At 39.7% G+C, this 17,388-nt stretch carries 10 protein-coding genes, 3 rRNA genes and 3 riboswitches; of the genes, 1 reads left to right on the top strand and 12 read right to left on the bottom strand.

All coding sequences use genetic code 11. The features are described from left to right. Position 1 precedes the first annotated feature (1 nt). The 8 genes from purK to MHH85_RS00220 form a co-directional block, all read right to left on the bottom strand. Positions 2 to 1,123, bottom strand: coding sequence for a 5-(carboxyamino)imidazole ribonucleotide synthase (gene purK, locus MHH85_RS00255; RefSeq protein ID WP_340705616.1), 1,122 nt, complete (start codon positions 1,121 to 1,123; stop codon positions 2 to 4). Next, positions 1,120 to 1,608: a 5-(carboxyamino)imidazole ribonucleotide mutase gene (gene purE / locus MHH85_RS00250; RefSeq protein ID WP_038178707.1), complete on the bottom strand. Its 489-nt coding sequence runs from the start codon at positions 1,606 to 1,608 to the stop codon at positions 1,120 to 1,122. Before purE ends, purK begins: the two co-directional genes overlap by 4 nt. A gap of 147 nt (positions 1,609 to 1,755) precedes the next feature. Next, positions 1,756 to 1,854: riboswitch (purine riboswitch) on the bottom strand. Between the two features lie 96 nt (positions 1,855 to 1,950). Beyond that, the gene (locus MHH85_RS00245; RefSeq protein WP_193737567.1) at positions 1,951 to 2,139 is read right to left on the bottom strand and encodes an NETI motif-containing protein; all 189 of its coding nucleotides are present in this window, start codon (positions 2,137 to 2,139) and stop codon (positions 1,951 to 1,953) included. Positions 2,140 to 2,305: 166 nt separating this feature from the next. Further along, on the bottom strand, positions 2,306 to 3,505 hold the full coding sequence (locus tag MHH85_RS00240) for an NAD(P)-dependent malic enzyme (protein WP_340705615.1): 1,200 nt from the start codon (positions 3,503 to 3,505) through the stop codon (positions 2,306 to 2,308). A gap of 619 nt (positions 3,506 to 4,124) precedes the next feature. Beyond that, positions 4,125 to 4,240 (bottom strand): 5S ribosomal RNA (gene rrf / locus MHH85_RS00235). A gap of 187 nt (positions 4,241 to 4,427) precedes the next feature. Then, positions 4,428 to 7,357, bottom strand: a 23S ribosomal RNA gene (locus MHH85_RS00230). Between the two features lie 184 nt (positions 7,358 to 7,541). Next, a 16S ribosomal RNA gene (locus MHH85_RS00225) occupies positions 7,542 to 9,094 on the bottom strand. Together the 16S, 23S and 5S rRNA genes form the textbook arrangement of a ribosomal RNA operon. Positions 9,095 to 9,603: 509 nt before the next feature. Next, positions 9,604 to 10,920, bottom strand: coding sequence for an NCS2 family permease (locus MHH85_RS00220; protein WP_340705614.1), 1,317 nt, complete (start codon positions 10,918 to 10,920; stop codon positions 9,604 to 9,606). Between the two features lie 128 nt (positions 10,921 to 11,048). Next, a riboswitch (purine riboswitch) is annotated at positions 11,049 to 11,150 on the bottom strand. Between the two features lie 200 nt (positions 11,151 to 11,350). On the opposite strand from MHH85_RS00220, the gene MHH85_RS00215 reads away from it, so the two are divergent. After that, positions 11,351 to 11,974, top strand: a complete 624-nt coding sequence (locus tag MHH85_RS00215) for a pentapeptide repeat-containing protein (protein ID WP_340705613.1) — start codon at positions 11,351 to 11,353, stop codon at positions 11,972 to 11,974. Positions 11,975 to 12,026: 52 nt separating this feature from the next. Here MHH85_RS00215 and MHH85_RS00210 read toward each other — a convergent pair whose 3' ends face one another. From MHH85_RS00210 to guaA, 4 genes are all read right to left on the bottom strand, one after another. Beyond that, positions 12,027 to 12,701, bottom strand: a complete 675-nt coding sequence (locus MHH85_RS00210; RefSeq protein WP_340705612.1) for a YqeB family protein — start codon at positions 12,699 to 12,701, stop codon at positions 12,027 to 12,029. A 15-nt stretch (positions 12,702 to 12,716) separates the two neighbouring features. Further along, entirely contained in the window at positions 12,717 to 13,304 is a 588-nt protein-coding gene (locus MHH85_RS00205; protein ID WP_193737572.1) for a TetR/AcrR family transcriptional regulator, read from the bottom strand. A gap of 205 nt (positions 13,305 to 13,509) precedes the next feature. Continuing rightward, positions 13,510 to 15,138, bottom strand: a complete 1,629-nt coding sequence (locus MHH85_RS00200) for a Na/Pi cotransporter family protein (protein ID WP_340705611.1) — start codon at positions 15,136 to 15,138, stop codon at positions 13,510 to 13,512. A 444-nt stretch (positions 15,139 to 15,582) separates the two neighbouring features. Next, on the bottom strand, positions 15,583 to 17,136 hold the full coding sequence (guaA, locus tag MHH85_RS00195; RefSeq protein ID WP_340705610.1) for a glutamine-hydrolyzing GMP synthase: 1,554 nt from the start codon (positions 17,134 to 17,136) through the stop codon (positions 15,583 to 15,585). A gap of 140 nt (positions 17,137 to 17,276) precedes the next feature. Further along, a riboswitch (purine riboswitch) is annotated at positions 17,277 to 17,378 on the bottom strand. Between the last annotated feature and the right edge of the window lie 10 nt (positions 17,379 to 17,388).

Raw genomic sequence — 17,388 nt, 5'->3', positions numbered from 1 at the left:
TCTATTCCGACCAAATGTGGGAATCATTAATTTCTGTTAACGTTTTTTCAATGTCGTTTGTCATTATTGTAACGTGGCCCATTTTGCGATTATGTTTTGCTTCTTGCTTACCGTATAAATGAATAGACCAGTCAGAGTATTTTGAAATAGAATTACTCAGTGGTACGACATGTTGTCCAAGGACATTGACCATAATCGAAGGCGACCATAATTGTGGTTCACGTAATGGCCAACCACATACAGCACGAATATGCTGATGGAATTGCGAAATGTTGCAGGCCTCAATCGAATAGTGTCCTGAGTTGTGTGGACGTGGTGCTAACTCATTAATAATAACTTGTCCATTCTCTAAAACAAATAGTTCTACAGCTAGTGTACCCACTAATTTGAGATGATTCGCAATTTTTTCTGCTTCTTCAGTAGCTTGTTTAGCAGTTTCTTCTGTAATACGTGCCGGTACAATCGTTTCGTGTAAAATGTGATTCACATGAATATTTTCTCCAATAGGAAGGCAATACGTTTCTCCTTGAACATTTCGTTGTACGATGACAGAAATTTCTTTCTCGAATGGTACGAATGCTTCAGCTACACAAGCAGAATATTCAAATAAAGATTTCGCTAAAGGCAGATCATTTTCTGATTGTAGTGTCTGCTGGCCTTTCCCATCATAACCACCTCTTGCAGTTTTTACGACGCAAGGATAACCAACAATTTCGATTTTACTCTGAAGCTCCTCAAAGCTTTCAGCATTTATGTATCTTGCGACTGGACACCCAGCCTCATTTATTGCAGCTTTTTCAAGAATACGGTTCTGGGTAATACGTACAAGTTCAGCACCTTGAGGTACATAAGCAATTTCAGATAATCTTTTCAAACCTGCATAATCAATGTTTTCAAATTCGAACGTAATAACGTCACTTACTTCTGCAAGCTCTTCTAATGCCGCTTCGTCGTTATATGGGGCAACGATACGAATATCTGCAACTTGACCGCATGGTGAATCCATTGTTGGCTCAAGAACAGCGATTTTAAAACCAGCTTCCTTTGCTGCCATTGCCATCATACGACCAAGTTGACCGCCACCGATTATACCAATAGTTTGACCAGGATAAATTTTCGTCACTCTAACTCACCTGAACTTTCTAGAGCTTTCATTTTCATTGCTTGGCGTCGTGCTTCTATTTTTTCTGTAATTTCAGAATCTGTTGTAGAAAGAATTTGTGCTGCTAGTAATCCTGCATTTGTCGCACCAGCTTTACCAATAGCTACAGTCGCTACAGGAACACCACCAGGCATTTGCACGATAGATAATAAAGAATCAAGCCCATTTAATGCTTTTGATTGTACAGGTACACCAATTACCGGTAGAGTTGTTTTAGCAGCTACCATACCCGGTAAATGCGCTGCACCACCTGCTCCAGCAATAATGACATGAAGGCCTCTTGTACGAGCTTCCTGTGCATATTCAAACATCAAATCTGGTGTTCTATGTGCAGAAACCACTTTTTTTTCATATGGAATCTGTAATTCATCTAATACATCACACGCATGTTTCATTGTTTCCCAATCACTTGAACTTCCCATGATCACGCCAATTTTTGAACTCATACATTCCGCTCCTTTAAACAAATAAAAGTCCCCAAATAAATACTTCACACAACCATGCGTGAAAGCAATTTACTTGAGGACATAACAAAAGAGTTTGGCTTAGAAACATTAGCTGTACGCAATTGTGTCACACCTTTCACTCTCATTCCAAAAGTTGCTTTCCCGCATAGTCCGACATTTACGGTGTCGGGTAGAGACACTAAGGCCAATTCCTTAGCATATATGGGGATTCGATGTTTTCCTTCTCACATTTTAACAATTGAACGAGTACAAGTCAACGTAAAAATACGAACGATAATTTTTAGTTATTATATATTGTTCGTATTTAGATTCATTTTCTAGTTATTCTTCACATAACATACCTTTAAATCGTATTATTTGACGAACTGGAACAGGATTTCCTTCTTTCATTTCAAAAAGAGGTTCCTCTTTTCGTGAAATCGGCATATAACCAGCCTCTTTCATGCGTTGCAAACACGCATCAATCGTTTCGTTTTCCTCCACTTCGAACCATACTTGCTTTTTACCCATACTTTCACTTCCTTAAATAACATTATCCTTATTATAGCTTGCTTTCTTCATTTCTTACTCGTAAATCTTTAAGAATTTATGATATCTTTTCTATTTAAATCAATGAAAAAGGGATGTCCTTCAAAAGTCGTTTTACCGACTCTTTGGACAACCCTTTTACTTTATTTTATTTATTTTTGATAGCTACAGGCTTTTTAGCAACGCCAGCCTTAATTGCAGCTTCACTAACTGCCTTCGCAACTATAGGAGCAACACGTTCATCTAAAGCATCCGGAATAATCGTACCTTGAGCTAAATCATTTTCATCAATTAAAGAAGCAATCGCAAAAACAGCCGCCAGTTTCATTTCCTCATTAATCTCTGAAGCATGAACATCCAATGCACCACGGAAAATCCCAGGGAATGCTAACATATTATTTACCTGATTAGGATAATCCGAACGTCCTGTTGCGAAAATACGCACACCCCATCGCATAGCATTTTCATAAGATACTTCTGGATTTGGATTAGCCAGTGCAAAAATAATAGGATCATGATTCATACTCTGTATCATTTCTTCATCCAAAATATTTGCAACAGATACTCCGATAAAAATATCTGCACCAATAAGTGCTTCGCTTAATGATCCTTTTCGTCCTTCACTATTCGTCACTTTAGCAAGTTCATGTTTTACGGAATTCATCCCATTTTCGCGACCTTCATAGATAATACCTGTTGAATCACAGATTATTATATGTTCATAGCCAATTTGTTTCAATATTTTCAAGATAGCTACACCCGCAGCTCCAGCACCATTTATAACAATACGTACAGTGCTCTTATCCTTATTAATAACCTTCAATGCATTACTTAGACCCGCACCAACTACAATCGCTGTACCATGCTGATCATCATGAAATACAGGTATAGAACATTCTTTACGTAATTTCTCTTCTATTTCAAAACATCTAGGAGCTGCTATATCTTCTAAATTAATTCCTCCAAATGTTGGGCTTATCCCTTTTACAATTCGTACTATTTCATCTACATCTGTAGTATCTAAGCAAATAGGTACAGCATCGATGTTAGCCATTTTTTTAAAAAGAATTGCCTTACCTTCCATAACAGGTAATGCAGCTTCAGGACCGATATTACCTAACCCTAAAACAGCAGTACCATCTGTCACAACAGCCACTAAATTCCCTTTTGCCGTATAATCGTAAACTGCAGTTGGATCATTCGCTATCTCCATGCAAGGTGCAGCAACTCCTGGAGAATAAGCTAAGCTTAAATCATCTATAGTATTAATTTCCACTTTGGAAATCACTTCTATCTTACCTCTATTTTTTTTATGCATTGCTAACGCATTATTTTTTAATTCACTCATGCTTTTCCCCCGATTCATTTTTTAACACAAAATAGAAAATATCATACATAACTAAGGATATTTTTCATTTTCTATATTAACACAAAATAAAAAATATCATGCATAACTTAGATTATTTATAAATTTCTATTTAAACGTTATAAGAATATATAATAATTCATTCTGAAAATTCTGTCAATTTATTATATATTTTTCCTAATGACTATTTATTAATGTACTAATGTGGAAATTATTTAAGTAAAATATCACGAATAATTGTCGCTACTTGATTATTAAATTCTGAACATTATCAACTAACTACTTAAAGAATACATATTTAACACCAATATATTAGATTATAAATATAACTATTATTTATAAAATTGAAATAAATAATAATCAACCTGTTGAACAAGTGATTTTGGTTTCTCTATCTTTGCTTACAATCATCTAAAGGATCCTCTCAATTAACCGTAAACTATTTTTCATAATCTGTTTTATTGATAGCTGCATTAATCCAACAGCACCGGCATATATCCTTTAGAATTTTATATATTCTATTTTTAAACAGTTATAGCCTTTGGTTTTAAAAGAATAAATAAAAAAGACACAACCGATAAAATCAGTTGTGCCTTAGTATGCCTAGCAACGTCCTACTCTCACAGGGGGAAACCCCCAACTACCATCGGCGCTAAAGAGCTTAACTTCCGTGTTCGGCATGGGAACGGGTGTGACCTCTTTGCCATCATCACTAGACTATATTCGACTTCCAATACACATCGTATTACTTCGTCAATTTCACTCAATCAAATCCTCATGTACAAAAGTACATTCCGGTTCTCATTCGTTCATTTCCTTGTACTACTTGTGTCTTGAAACTCTTTTATAGAGAACTTGTTCTCTCAAAACTGGATAAATTACATTGAAGTTAGTTAAGTAAAATTTGGTTAAGTCCTCGATCTATTAGTATTCGTCAGCTCCGTATGTCGCCACACTTCCACCTCGAACCTATCTACCTCATCGTCTTTGAGGGATCTTACTTACTTGCGTAATGGGAAATCTCATCTTGAGGGGGGCTTCATGCTTAGATGCTTTCAGCACTTATCCCGTCCACACATAGCTACCCAGCGATGCCCTTGGCAGAACAACTGGTACACCAGCGGTGTGTCCATCCCGGTCCTCTCGTACTAAGGACAGCTCCTCTCAAATTTCCTACGCCCACGACGGATAGGGACCGAACTGTCTCACGACGTTCTGAACCCAGCTCGCGTACCGCTTTAATGGGCGAACAGCCCAACCCTTGGGACCGACTACAGCCCCAGGATGCGATGAGCCGACATCGAGGTGCCAAACCTCCCCGTCGATGTGGACTCTTGGGGGAGATAAGCCTGTTATCCCCGGGGTAGCTTTTATCCGTTGAGCGATGGCCCTTCCATGCGGAACCACCGGATCACTAAGCCCGTCTTTCGACCCTGCTCGACTTGTAGGTCTCGCAGTCAAGCTCCCTTATGCCTTTACACTCTACGAATGATTTCCAACCATTCTGAGGGAACCTTTGGGCGCCTCCGTTACTCTTTAGGAGGCGACCGCCCCAGTCAAACTGCCCGCCTGACACTGTCTCCTACCCCGCTAAGGGGCATGGGTTAGAAGTTCAATACATCTAGGGTAGTATCCCACCAACGCCTCCTCCGAAGCTGGCGCTCCGGAATCTCTGGCTCCTACCTATCCTGTACAAGATGTATCAAAATTCAATATCAGGCTACAGTAAAGCTCCACGGGGTCTTTCCGTCCTGTCGCGGGTAACCTGCATCTTCACAGGTACTATAATTTCACCGAGTCTCTCGTTGAGACAGTGCCCAGATCGTTACGCCTTTCGTGCGGGTCGGAACTTACCCGACAAGGAATTTCGCTACCTTAGGACCGTTATAGTTACGGCCGCCGTTTACTGGGGCTTCAATTCGCACCTTCGCTTGCGCTAAGCACTCCTCTTAACCTTCCAGCACCGGGCAGGCGTCAGCCCCTATACGTCACCTTACGGTTTTGCAGAGACCTGTGTTTTTGCTAAACAGTCGCCTGGGCCTATTCACTGCGGCTCTCTCGGGCTTTCACCCTACTAGAGCACCCCTTCTCCCGAAGTTACGGGGTCATTTTGCCGAGTTCCTTAACGAGAGTTCTCTCGCACACCTTAGGATTCTCTCCTCGACTACCTGTGTCGGTTTGCGGTACGGGCACCTTTTACCTCGCTAGAGGCTTTTCTTGGCAGTGTGAAATCAGGAACTCCGGACATACGTCCTCGTCATCACAGCTCAACGTTATAGAAATGGGATTTGCCTCATTTCACGCCTCACTGCTTGAACATGCATAACCAACAGCATGCTTACCCTATCCTACTGCGTCCCCCCATTGCTCAAATGGTAAATAGGTGGTACAGGAATATCAACCTGTTGTCCATCGCCTACGCCTATCGGCCTCGGCTTAGGTCCCGACTAACCCTGAGCGGACGAGCCTTCCTCAGGAAACCTTAGTCATTCGGTGGACGGGATTCTCACCCGTCTTTCGCTACTCATACCGGCATTCTCACTTCTAAGCGCTCCACCAGTCCTTCCGGTCTGACTTCACAGCACTTAGAACGCTCTCCTACCACGGACATCTAAGATGTCCATCCACAGCTTCGGTGAATTGTTTAGCCCCGATACATTTTCGGCGCAGCGTCACTCGACCAGTGAGCTATTACGCACTCTTTAAATGATGGCTGCTTCTGAGCCAACATCCTGGTTGTCTAAGCAACGTCACATCCTTTTCCACTTAACAATTACTTTGGGACCTTAGCTGGTGGTCTGGGCTGTTTCCCTTTTGACTACGGATCTTATCACTCGCAGTCTGACTCCCGTGCATAAATCACTGGCATTCGGAGTTTGTCTGAATTCGGTAATCCGGGATGGACCCCTAGTTCAAACAGTGCTCTACCTCCAGGATTCTCTATCACGAGGCTAGCCCTAAAGCTATTTCGGAGAGAACCAGCTATCTCCAGGTTCGATTGGAATTTCTCCGCTACCCACACCTCATCCCCGCACTTTTCAACGTACGTGGGTTCGGGCCTCCAGTAAGTGTTACCTTACCTTCACCCTGGACATGGGTAGATCACCTGGTTTCGGGTCTACAACCACATACTCATTCGCCCTATTCAGACTCGCTTTCGCTACGGCTCCGTCTTCTAAAACTTAACCTCGCATGTAATCGTAACTCGCCGGTTCATTCTACAAAAGGCACGCTATCACCCATTAACGGGCTCTAACTACTTGTAGGCACATGGTTTCAGGATCTATTTCACTCCCCTTCCGGGGTGCTTTTCACCTTTCCCTCACGGTACTGGTTCACTATCGGTCACTAGGTAGTATTTAGCCTTGGGAGATGGTCCTCCCAGATTCCGACGGAATTTCACGTGTTCCGCCGTACTCAGGATACACTCAAGAGAGAATGAACTTTCAACTACAGGGCTGTTACCTGCTCTGGCGGGCCTTTCCAGACCGCTTCGTTTAACTCATTCCTTTGTAACTCCATATAGAGTGTCCTACAACCCCAAGAGGCAAGCCTCTTGGTTTGGGCTATTCCCGTTTCGCTCGCCGCTACTCAGGGAATCGATTTTTCTTTCTCTTCCTCCAGGTACTTAGATGTTTCAGTTCCCTGGGTCTGCCATCAAGACGCTATGTATTCACGTCAAGATACTGCTCCATTACGAACAGTGGGTTCCCCCATTCGGAAATCTCCGGATCAAAGCTCACTTACAGCTCCCCGAAGCATATCGGTGTTAGTGCCGTCCTTCTTCGGCTCCTAGTGCCAAGGCATCCGCCATGCGCCCTTAATAACTTAACCTAAAAGTTAGTTATTAAGCCTAAAAAACTTAATAATAAAAAATGTGTTACTTAATTTGCTTCAATGTCGTTTTATCCAGTTTTCAAAGAACAAGGTTTTGAAGATCATTTTACAATGAGCCTTCAAAACTGAACGCAAGACGTTAATCGACAGATCCAAGATCTGTTTCCGTAATTATCCTTAGAAAGGAGGTGATCCAGCCGCACCTTCCGATACGGCTACCTTGTTACGACTTCACCCCAATCATCTATCCCACCTTCGGCGGCTGGCCCCATAAAGGTTACCTCACCGACTTCGGGTGTTACAAACTCTCGTGGTGTGACGGGCGGTGTGTACAAGGCCCGGGAACGTATTCACCGTGGCATGCTGATCCACGATTACTAGCGATTCCGGCTTCATGTAGGCGAGTTGCAGCCTACAATCCGAACTGAGAACGATTTTATGAGATTAGCATACCCTCGCGAGTTAGCGACTCTTTGTATCGTCCATTGTAGCACGTGTGTAGCCCAGGTCATAAGGGGCATGATGATTTGACGTCATCCCCACCTTCCTCCGGTTTGTCACCGGCAGTCACCTTAGAGTGCCCAACTAAATGATGGCAACTAAGATCAAGGGTTGCGCTCGTTGCGGGACTTAACCCAACATCTCACGACACGAGCTGACGACAACCATGCACCACCTGTCACCAATGTCCCCGAAGGGAAAACTCTATCTCTAGAGCGGTCATTGGGATGTCAAGACCTGGTAAGGTTCTTCGCGTTGCTTCGAATTAAACCACATGCTCCACCGCTTGTGCGGGCCCCCGTCAATTCCTTTGAGTTTCAACCTTGCGGCCGTACTCCCCAGGCGGAGTGCTTAATGCGTTAGCTGCAGCACTAAGGGGCGGAAACCCCCTAACACTTAGCACTCATCGTTTACGGCGTGGACTACCAGGGTATCTAATCCTGTTTGCTCCCCACGCTTTCGCGCCTCAGTGTCAGTTACAGACCAGAAAGTCGCCTTCGCCACTGGTGTTCCTCCAAATCTCTACGCATTTCACCGCTACACTTGGAATTCCACTTTCCTCTTCTGCACTCAAGTCTCCCAGTTTCCAATGACCCTCCACGGTTGAGCCGTGGGCTTTCACATCAGACTTAAGAAACCACCTGCGCGCGCTTTACGCCCAATAAATCCGGACAACGCTTGCCACCTACGTATTACCGCGGCTGCTGGCACGTAGTTAGCCGTGGCTTTCTAATAAGGTACCGTCAAGGTACGTTCAGTTACTAACGTACTTGTTCTTCCCTTACAACAGAGTTTTACGATCCGAAAACCTTCATCACTCACGCGGCGTTGCTCCATCAGACTTTCGTCCATTGTGGAAGATTCCCTACTGCTGCCTCCCGTAGGAGTTTGGGCCGTGTCTCAGTCCCAATGTGGCCGATCACCCTCTCAGGTCGGCTATGCATCGTTGCCTTGGTAGGCCATTACCCCACCAACTAGCTAATGCACCGCGGGCCCATCTAGTAGTGACAGCCGAAACCGCCTTTCAGCATTTTGCCATGTGACAAAATGGATTATTCGGTATTAGCCCCGGTTTCCCGGAGTTATCCCAATCTACTAGGTAGGTTGCCCACGTGTTACTCACCCGTCCGCCGCTAAATCAGAAGAAGCAAGCTTCTTCATCATTCGCTCGACTTGCATGTATTAGGCACGCCGCCAGCGTTCGTCCTGAGCCAGGATCAAACTCTCCATAAAAGTAGTTTGAAAGCTCATTAGCTTTGCTAGCGTATCATCCGAAGATGATATCTATTTTTGTTTTGACCCACCAACAACTTGATGTCCAAAACGTTTATTGATTAACGTCTTGCATGTTCAGTTTTCAAGGTTCATTATGTTCGCCACTTCGTCAGCGACTCACTTATTATATCAGGATAACTTTTCGTTGTCAACAACTATTTTAAAATTTCTTTTTAAGTTGTTTTCCTGAATGTATTAGCGCTGCTCAATCAGCAACTTTTATATCATAACAACTTACCACCTTGTTGTCAACAACTTTGTATAAAGAGTTTTAACTAAGTTTTTAAGTTGTGATTTCATTGTCTCAGTGACAACGTTACTTACTATATCACCCCAAGTGATATGTTGCAATAGTTTTCTATTAAAAAGTTTTATTAATTAATATAAGACTCTTTAACTACCTTTATATATAGAAGAAGCTCCCTACCATTTGGAGGGAGCTTCTTCTATATATAATAGCGTTTTAATTATCGTACCCAGATGAAGTACGCAAGGAAGACAAAGAACAATACATACATTAAAGGATGAATTTCTTTCTTTCTACCTGCTAATAACATTGTGATTGGGTAGAAGATGAACCCTACTGCAATACCAGTTGCGATACTGTAACCTAATGGCATCATAATCATTGTTAAGAATGCTGGTACTGCAATTTCGAATTTATTCCACTCGATTAAACGTAATGAGGAAACCATCAATACTCCAACAATCACCAACGCCGGCGCAGTTACTGCCGAAGTAATTACATCTAGTAACGGGAAGAAAAACATTGCTAGTAAGAATAATACTGCTGTTACAACTGCTGAGAAGCCTGATCGCGCTCCAGCGGCAACACCTGATGATGACTCAACATAAGCAGTTGTTGTTGATGTACCAAATAAAGAACCGATTGTTGTTGCAATTGCATCTGCCATTAAAGCACGACCTGCACGTGGCAACTTATCATCTTTAACTAATCCTGCTTGGTTTGCTACTGCCATTAATGTTCCTGCTGTATCAAAGAAATCTACGAATAAAAATGTTAGTACAACGATTAAAAATTGAACATTGAGTAATTCTTTAAATCCATTTGAAAATCCGTCAAAAATAGGATTTAATGCTACTCCAAACGTTGAAGATACATCAGGAATACTTGCTACAACAGCAGTTGGTACAGCGATTAAGTTGAAGAACATACCAACAATTGCAGTAATAATAATTCCTAAGAAAATCGAACCTTTAATATTTTTGGCCATTAAAATGACTGTTATAACGATTCCAAATACCGCTAATAGTGTTGCACCCTTAAACTCTCCTAAAGTAACAAGAGTAGCTTCATTAGCAACTATGATTCCTGCACCTTTTAAACCAACAAATGTTACAAATAAACCGATACCTGCTGATACTGCATATTTTAATTGTGTCGGAATAGCATTAATAACTGTTTCACGAACACCTGTTAAAGATAAGATAATGAAAATAATACCTGAGAAGAATACACCAGTTAATCCTGTTTGCCACGGAATACCGTATGTTAATACTACTGTGTAAGCGAAGAATGCGTTAAGCCCCATACCCGGTGCTAATGCAATCGGAAACTTAGCAAAGATCCCCATCACTAACGAACCAGCAGCTGCTGCTAATGCTGTAGCTACGAACACAGCACCTTTATCCATACCAGCGTCTCCTAAAATCCCAGGGTTCACCGCTAAAATATAGGCCATCGCTAAAAATGTAGTAATACCACCTATGATTTCACGACGATAATTTGTTCCAAGTTCTTCAAACTGGAAATACTTTTTCATGATAATCCTCCGTATGTCGTCTTATACATCTTAGAGAATAAAAAAGACATGCAACTAATTAGAAATAGTCGAATGTCTACGATTCCTTGCTAAGTATTCATACTCACAAGTATATAAAAGAATTAGCAAAGCCAATTTCTTTTAATCGTAGTCAAGTTATTTAAGGTAACTTGGTAGATACTCTCGGGCCATATTCCCGACATTATACGACGACGTTATTTGTTTATAGTAGATAATATATCATTCTTATTTTTCATTTTCAATAGTTTTTACGAACATTTTTTCACTTTTCTTTATTATAGTTCGTGAATAAGGCATTCCACCCCTAGTATTTAGATAATCACAATACATGTTTCAGCTATTTATTAAGTGTTTATCTAGTGTATTACTGATAAAATGATACAAAGTGGATTGGAGAGGATTTTATAATATGCCTAAAATCATAGAACCTTCGCAACATTATTTAACAACATTCGAAAATGAAGAAATAATGCTAGAGGAAATTGAAGCAAACTCTTTACTTAAAGGATGTCAAATCGATTGTCACTTTGGTACGCGCCAATTAAACGAAGTTAAATTCGAGAATTGTGTATTCCTAACAGATGATTATACTAAAATGGAGTTTTTAGATGTCATTTTTGCAAAATGCGATTTATCAAATTGTAATTTTGCCGAATCTGTTTTTTATCGCGTCAAATTTGATACATGTAAACTAATCGGTTCTAGCTTTTTCCGTACACATCTCAAAAATGTTGAATTACTTGATTGTCTTTTAAACTATGGCACATTTTCAGAATCAAAAATGAATGCAGTTGCTTTTAAAGATGGCCAATTAAACGAAAGCACTTTACAAGATGTAAAATTAACTCAAGTCACGTTTCAAGGAATGGAGCTAAACGCAGCTGACTTTTCTGATACTAATTTAAAAGGAATTGATTTATCTTCTTGCTATTTCGAACAAATCAACTTAGATCCAACATTAGCAAAAGGTTTATCCATTCGTCATGATCAGGCCACTGCAATCGTCGCTATCCTTGGCATTAATATTCAATAAGAATTACAAAATAACCGTCCTCCTTCGATTAGGAGGTACGGTTATTTTTTTCTTACGCGACTCTATAATATTGCTTCGCTTCAATCTCTTTTACTGAAACATGGAGCTTCCACAATTCAATTGCAATTTGTAAAACCTCTTCACTATTATCATTTTTAAGCATCATTTCTCTTGCCTTTAACAATGCATCCGCTTCAAGAGATAAGTCTGTCAATCCGGGTACCCATTTCTTAAACTGTTCCTTATACGGATTTCCATCTTTAAAAAGATAACCCAGTTCACCAAGTTCTTCTTTTAATATTTTCGTACTAATTTCTTTTTTATACCTGAAAATTTCTTGACCTTCATGCCCAATCACAACTAAATCTTTGTGATCTATGTAAATATAGCTAATATCATCTTTGAGATATTTCATTTCAACTTTCCCAATTTTAAAGACTAATGTATCCTCGCTAATATAAATATTTAATATTTCATCATAAATGAGTAACGTCAAAATTATACCCGCTAGTAATCCAAATGCCATTGTAGCGAAAATAACCCACCCAGCATTTAGACTTGCGACCAACTTAAACGGCCCTTGAAATGGAACCCACTCTAACTTACTTGCCCATTCTGAAATTGGAGGCAAAAAATAACCTATAACCAAACCAATGAGCGGCAACATCAACCATAAAAATAATTTATCAGCTTTAGAAAAATTCAAATGCACGGTTGTATGATTCATACATTTACACTCCCATCACTTTATCACATCTGTAATTGTTTGCTTCCAAATAGCAGCCTCCTCTATTTTCATATCTAGCATTTTATAATTCAGAATGTTATCCAGCATTAAAGCCAATACTCCAGCTTTCGCTTGAATATTATTTTCCTCCATTAAGCCAAACTCTATAGCTTTCTGTAAAACTTGGACAAAGCCATCTATAAACATTTGTTGTACTTCTTTTATCTTTTCGATAAAAGTTTCATCCACTTCTTTATTGCGATTAGCATACAAAGTAAATTCACTTAATAAATTCAGCAATATATCCTGTTCTTGAATCTCATTTATATAATCCATGCCACCTAAATAAAGCTGTTCAATCAAATTTTCTTTAGTCATGTCTTTTAAATGAAAATAGTCCTCAAAAGTATAATCTTCAAAGATATAATCAAAGACCTTTTTGATTAGTTCATCTTTCGACTCCACATAATAATAAAGAGAAGGCTTTGACATCCCCAACTCTTTCGCAATCATTGCAAAGCTTGTTTTCTGAATTCCTTCTTTAGCAAAAAAGTAAATGGCCACATCTAATACACGTTGATACGTTTCTTTACCTTTATTCATATTACACCTCTTTTTACCTATCGTTAGGTCAATTAAATCATTAAATAAAGTAAGTTGTCAATCTGGTATCTCCAGTTATGTGATTATCTAATCAATGAAACCAATTATTGATCTTAACGATAGACACGATGCTTAAAAAGACTCTACTGTATTCTACGAAAATCAGGGCAAAAAAATAAGCATTCCCGAAAGAATGCTTACTACCTTAATCTTGTTCGAAAATCGTATCAGCAATGTTGTTGGCATGGTCGCCAATACGTTCTAAATTACTAATAATATCAGCAAATACAACACCTGCTGAACCCGAGCAAATCCCTTCATTTAATCGACGAATATGATGCTTACGTAAACTACGTTCCATTTCATCAATACGTTCTTCTTGCGATCTCACTTGCTGTGCCAAGGACACATCACGTGTATCCAACGCCTGCATTGCTATTTTTACTGTATCAATAACAAGCTCAAACATTTCCTCTATCTCTTGCGTCGCTTCTTGACTAAGTTTTATGCGATTTGATTCTTTATAATCAATAAGCTCAATTAGGTTTTCGACATGATCACCAACACGTTCAATATCACGAATATTTTCAAGCAGAGCATGATGGATATGAGAATTCGCACCCGATAATGATTGTTTCGACAAACTTACTAAATAATCCGTTGTTTTGTGATCTAGATTATTTATGGCCTCTTCTAATTGTGCCGCTGTACTTGCCTGCTTCACATCTAGTGTTTTTAAATAGTCCATTGCTGACGATAATCCTTGTACACCGAAATCTCCCATACGAACCACTTCTTGTTTTGCTTGTCCTAACGCAATACCTGGTGATTTAGTAATTAACGAGTAATCTAAATACTTCGGTTTATATTCAACAATAGTATCCTCACCCGGTATTAACTTGGTAACGACATAAGCCCATACACCTATTAACGGTAGTTGAATAAGTGTATTGACAACGTTGAACGTTCCATGTGCGAAGGCAATTTGCATTTTAGGTTCTAAGCCTAATATGCCAGTAACCCATTCCATATAATTCGTAAATAACCCTAGCACGAGCAAGAAAATAATTGAACCAACTACATTAAATAGTACATGTGTTGCCGCTGCGCGTCTTGCCGCAACAGAAGCCCCTAATGCTGCCAGTATCGCCGTAATCGTTGTTCCGATATTATCACCGAAAAGTACTGGCAACGCACCTTGAAGCGTTATTAAGTTTTCTGCATACAAGCCCTGTAAAATACCCACTGTTGCAGAAGATGATTGTACAATTAGCGTAAATATTGCACCAACAATAACTCCGAGTATCGGAGAATCACTCATATTTAATGTTAAATCAATAAAGGCCGGCCAATCACGTAACGGCTTCATACCGCTCGACATCAACTCTAGACCGATAAATAAACCTGAGAAGCCAAATAACACTTGACCAATATTTTGAATCTTACTTTTCTTAAAGAAAAACAGCAGAACTGCCCCAAGTGCCATAATAGGATAAGCATATTCCCCTACATTAATTCCAATGATGAAGGCTGTAACCGTCGTCCCGATGTTCGCCCCCATAATGACACCAATCGCTTGTCGCAATGTCATAAAGCCTGCGCTGACTAAACCGACCGTAATAACGGTTGTCCCTGAGCTCGACTGAATAAGTACTGTGACAAAAATACCGACTAAGACACCCATAAATGGATTTGTCGTAAAACGATCTAATAAATCTCTTAAACGGTCTCCGGCTGCTTTTTGCAGACCATCCCCCATGTATTTAATTGCAAATAAAAAGAGTCCTAGACCTCCTAGAAATTCAAAAATCATTTCTTGCCAGTTTAACTCCATGCTGCCACTCCTTCATGTTTTATCACATTTATTATAAAAAATACTGACTTTCTGTGTTGGCTTTTCACAGAGTTTTTACAAGCTCTTTACACTGCATTTACAATTCGGTCGTAATTTCGGCAAATTTCTTTATATTTTTGTGATAAGCTAAAAGATTATAGAATTTTTAATCTATTTTTATTTAACACAGTTAATGTGTTGTATAAGGTTTTATTAATAATATTCCGTCCATTGTCGTTCATAGTTTTCCTTATTTTCTTCTACATATGCATTCACTACATCCCTAAATTTAATTGTGTCACGGAAAAATGAACCGACAACTTTTAACTGAGATGACTACTATGAACTTTATTTGATAGACTAAGCCCTACAGTACATTGATATCACGCAAACAAAAAAAGCTTGGAAAACCTACTAATGTAGGCTCTCCAAGCTTTAATATTATTATTCCCACTCGATAGTTGCTGGTGGCTTAGATGTAATGTCATACAGTACGCGGTTGATATGATCAACTTCGTTTACTAGACGTACTGAGATTTTCTCTAAAACTTCCCAAGGGATTCGTGCCCAGTCAGAAGTCATACCGTCGATTGACGTTACAGCACGGATACCGATTGCATAATCGTAAGTACGTTGGTCACCCATAACACCTACGCTTTTCAGATCAGGAAGTACTGTGAAGTATTGCCAAATGTCGCGATCTAAACCATTCTTAGCGATTTCTTCGCGTAAGATGGCATCCGATTCACGTACAATTTTTAATTTTTCTTCTGTTACTTCACCAAGTACTCGGATTGCAAGACCCGGACCTGGGAATGGTTGACGCCATACGATTTCATCAGCTAGTCCAAGTTCAGAACCTAGTGCACGCACTTCGTCTTTGAATAATGTTTTTAATGGTTCGATAAGTTCGAACTGCATATCTTCAGGTAATCCACCTACGTTGTGGTGAGATTTAATTGTTTGTGCAGTTGCTGTACCAGACTCAATAATATCAGTGTAAAGAGTTCCTTGTGCAAGGAAATCCATACCTTCAAGTTTTGAAGCTTCTTCATCGAATACGTAGATAAATTCATTACCAATAATTTTACGTTTTTTCTCAGGATCTGAAACGCCAGCTAATTTGCTCATGAAGCGTTCACGAGCATCGATTTTTATAACGTTCATGTTGAAACCTTCTGTGAAAGTTTTCATTACTTGTTCAACTTCACCTTTACGGTTTAAGTTGTGGTCAACAAACATACAAGTTAATTGGTCACCAATCGCTTTGTGAATAAGAACTGCAACAACTGATGAATCTACTCCACCAGAAAGTGCACAAAGAACTTTTTTGTCACCAACTTGCTCACGGATTTTTTGAATTTCAATTTCCACGAAACTTTCCATTGACCAATCGCCTTTAGCGTTACATACATCGAATACGAATTGACGTAATAAGTCATTTCCGTATACTGAGTGACGTACTTCTGGGTGGAATTGAACTGCGTAGAATTTACGCTCAGCGTTAGCCATTGCAGCAATTGGACATGAAGTACTTGTCGCAATTGTTTCAAAGCCTTCTGGAGTTACAGTTACTAAATCACCATGGCTCATCCAAACAACTTGCTCTTTTGGTAATTCGCCGAATAATGCATTGTCATTCATTACTTGAATTTCTGCTTTACCATACTCACGGTGTGCAGCTTTTTCTACTTTCCCACCTAAAGCATGTGTCATTAATTGCATACCGTAGCAAATCCCTAAAATAGGAAGACCTAAATTAAAGATTTCTTCATCGATATGGAATGCATTTTCATCATATACAGAGTTAGGACCACCAGAGAAAATAATCCCTGTAGCATTCATTGCTTTTAATTCTTCTGCAGTAATAGTATGTGCATGCAATTCGCTGTAAACACCGAATTCACGAATACGACGAGTAATAAGCTGATTATATTGGCTACCAAAGTCAAGAACGATAATCTTTTCTTGATCTTGTAAAATTGAACTAGCTGACAACGTTTCCACCTCTTCTAATATTAATAACTGTTTACCTACTCATTTTAACATTTCTATACGAAAAGAACGCGTCTGAAATTACATCCTACGCGTCCTTATGCTCTACATCAAAAAAGGTGAATGCTAGTACATGGATTAACCACGCTGTCATTCACCTTCATAGTCAAGTTATTTACGGTAACCTGGTAGAGACATCCGAACCTTATTTTCGAACATATATGAGGGTAATCAATATATAATTTTTCTCAATTT

The organism is Viridibacillus sp. FSL E2-0187 (assembly GCF_038006425.1).
GTDB lineage: Bacteria > Bacillota > Bacilli > Bacillales_A > Planococcaceae > Viridibacillus > Viridibacillus arvi.
This window is presented reverse-complemented; position numbering and strand designations above follow the sequence as displayed.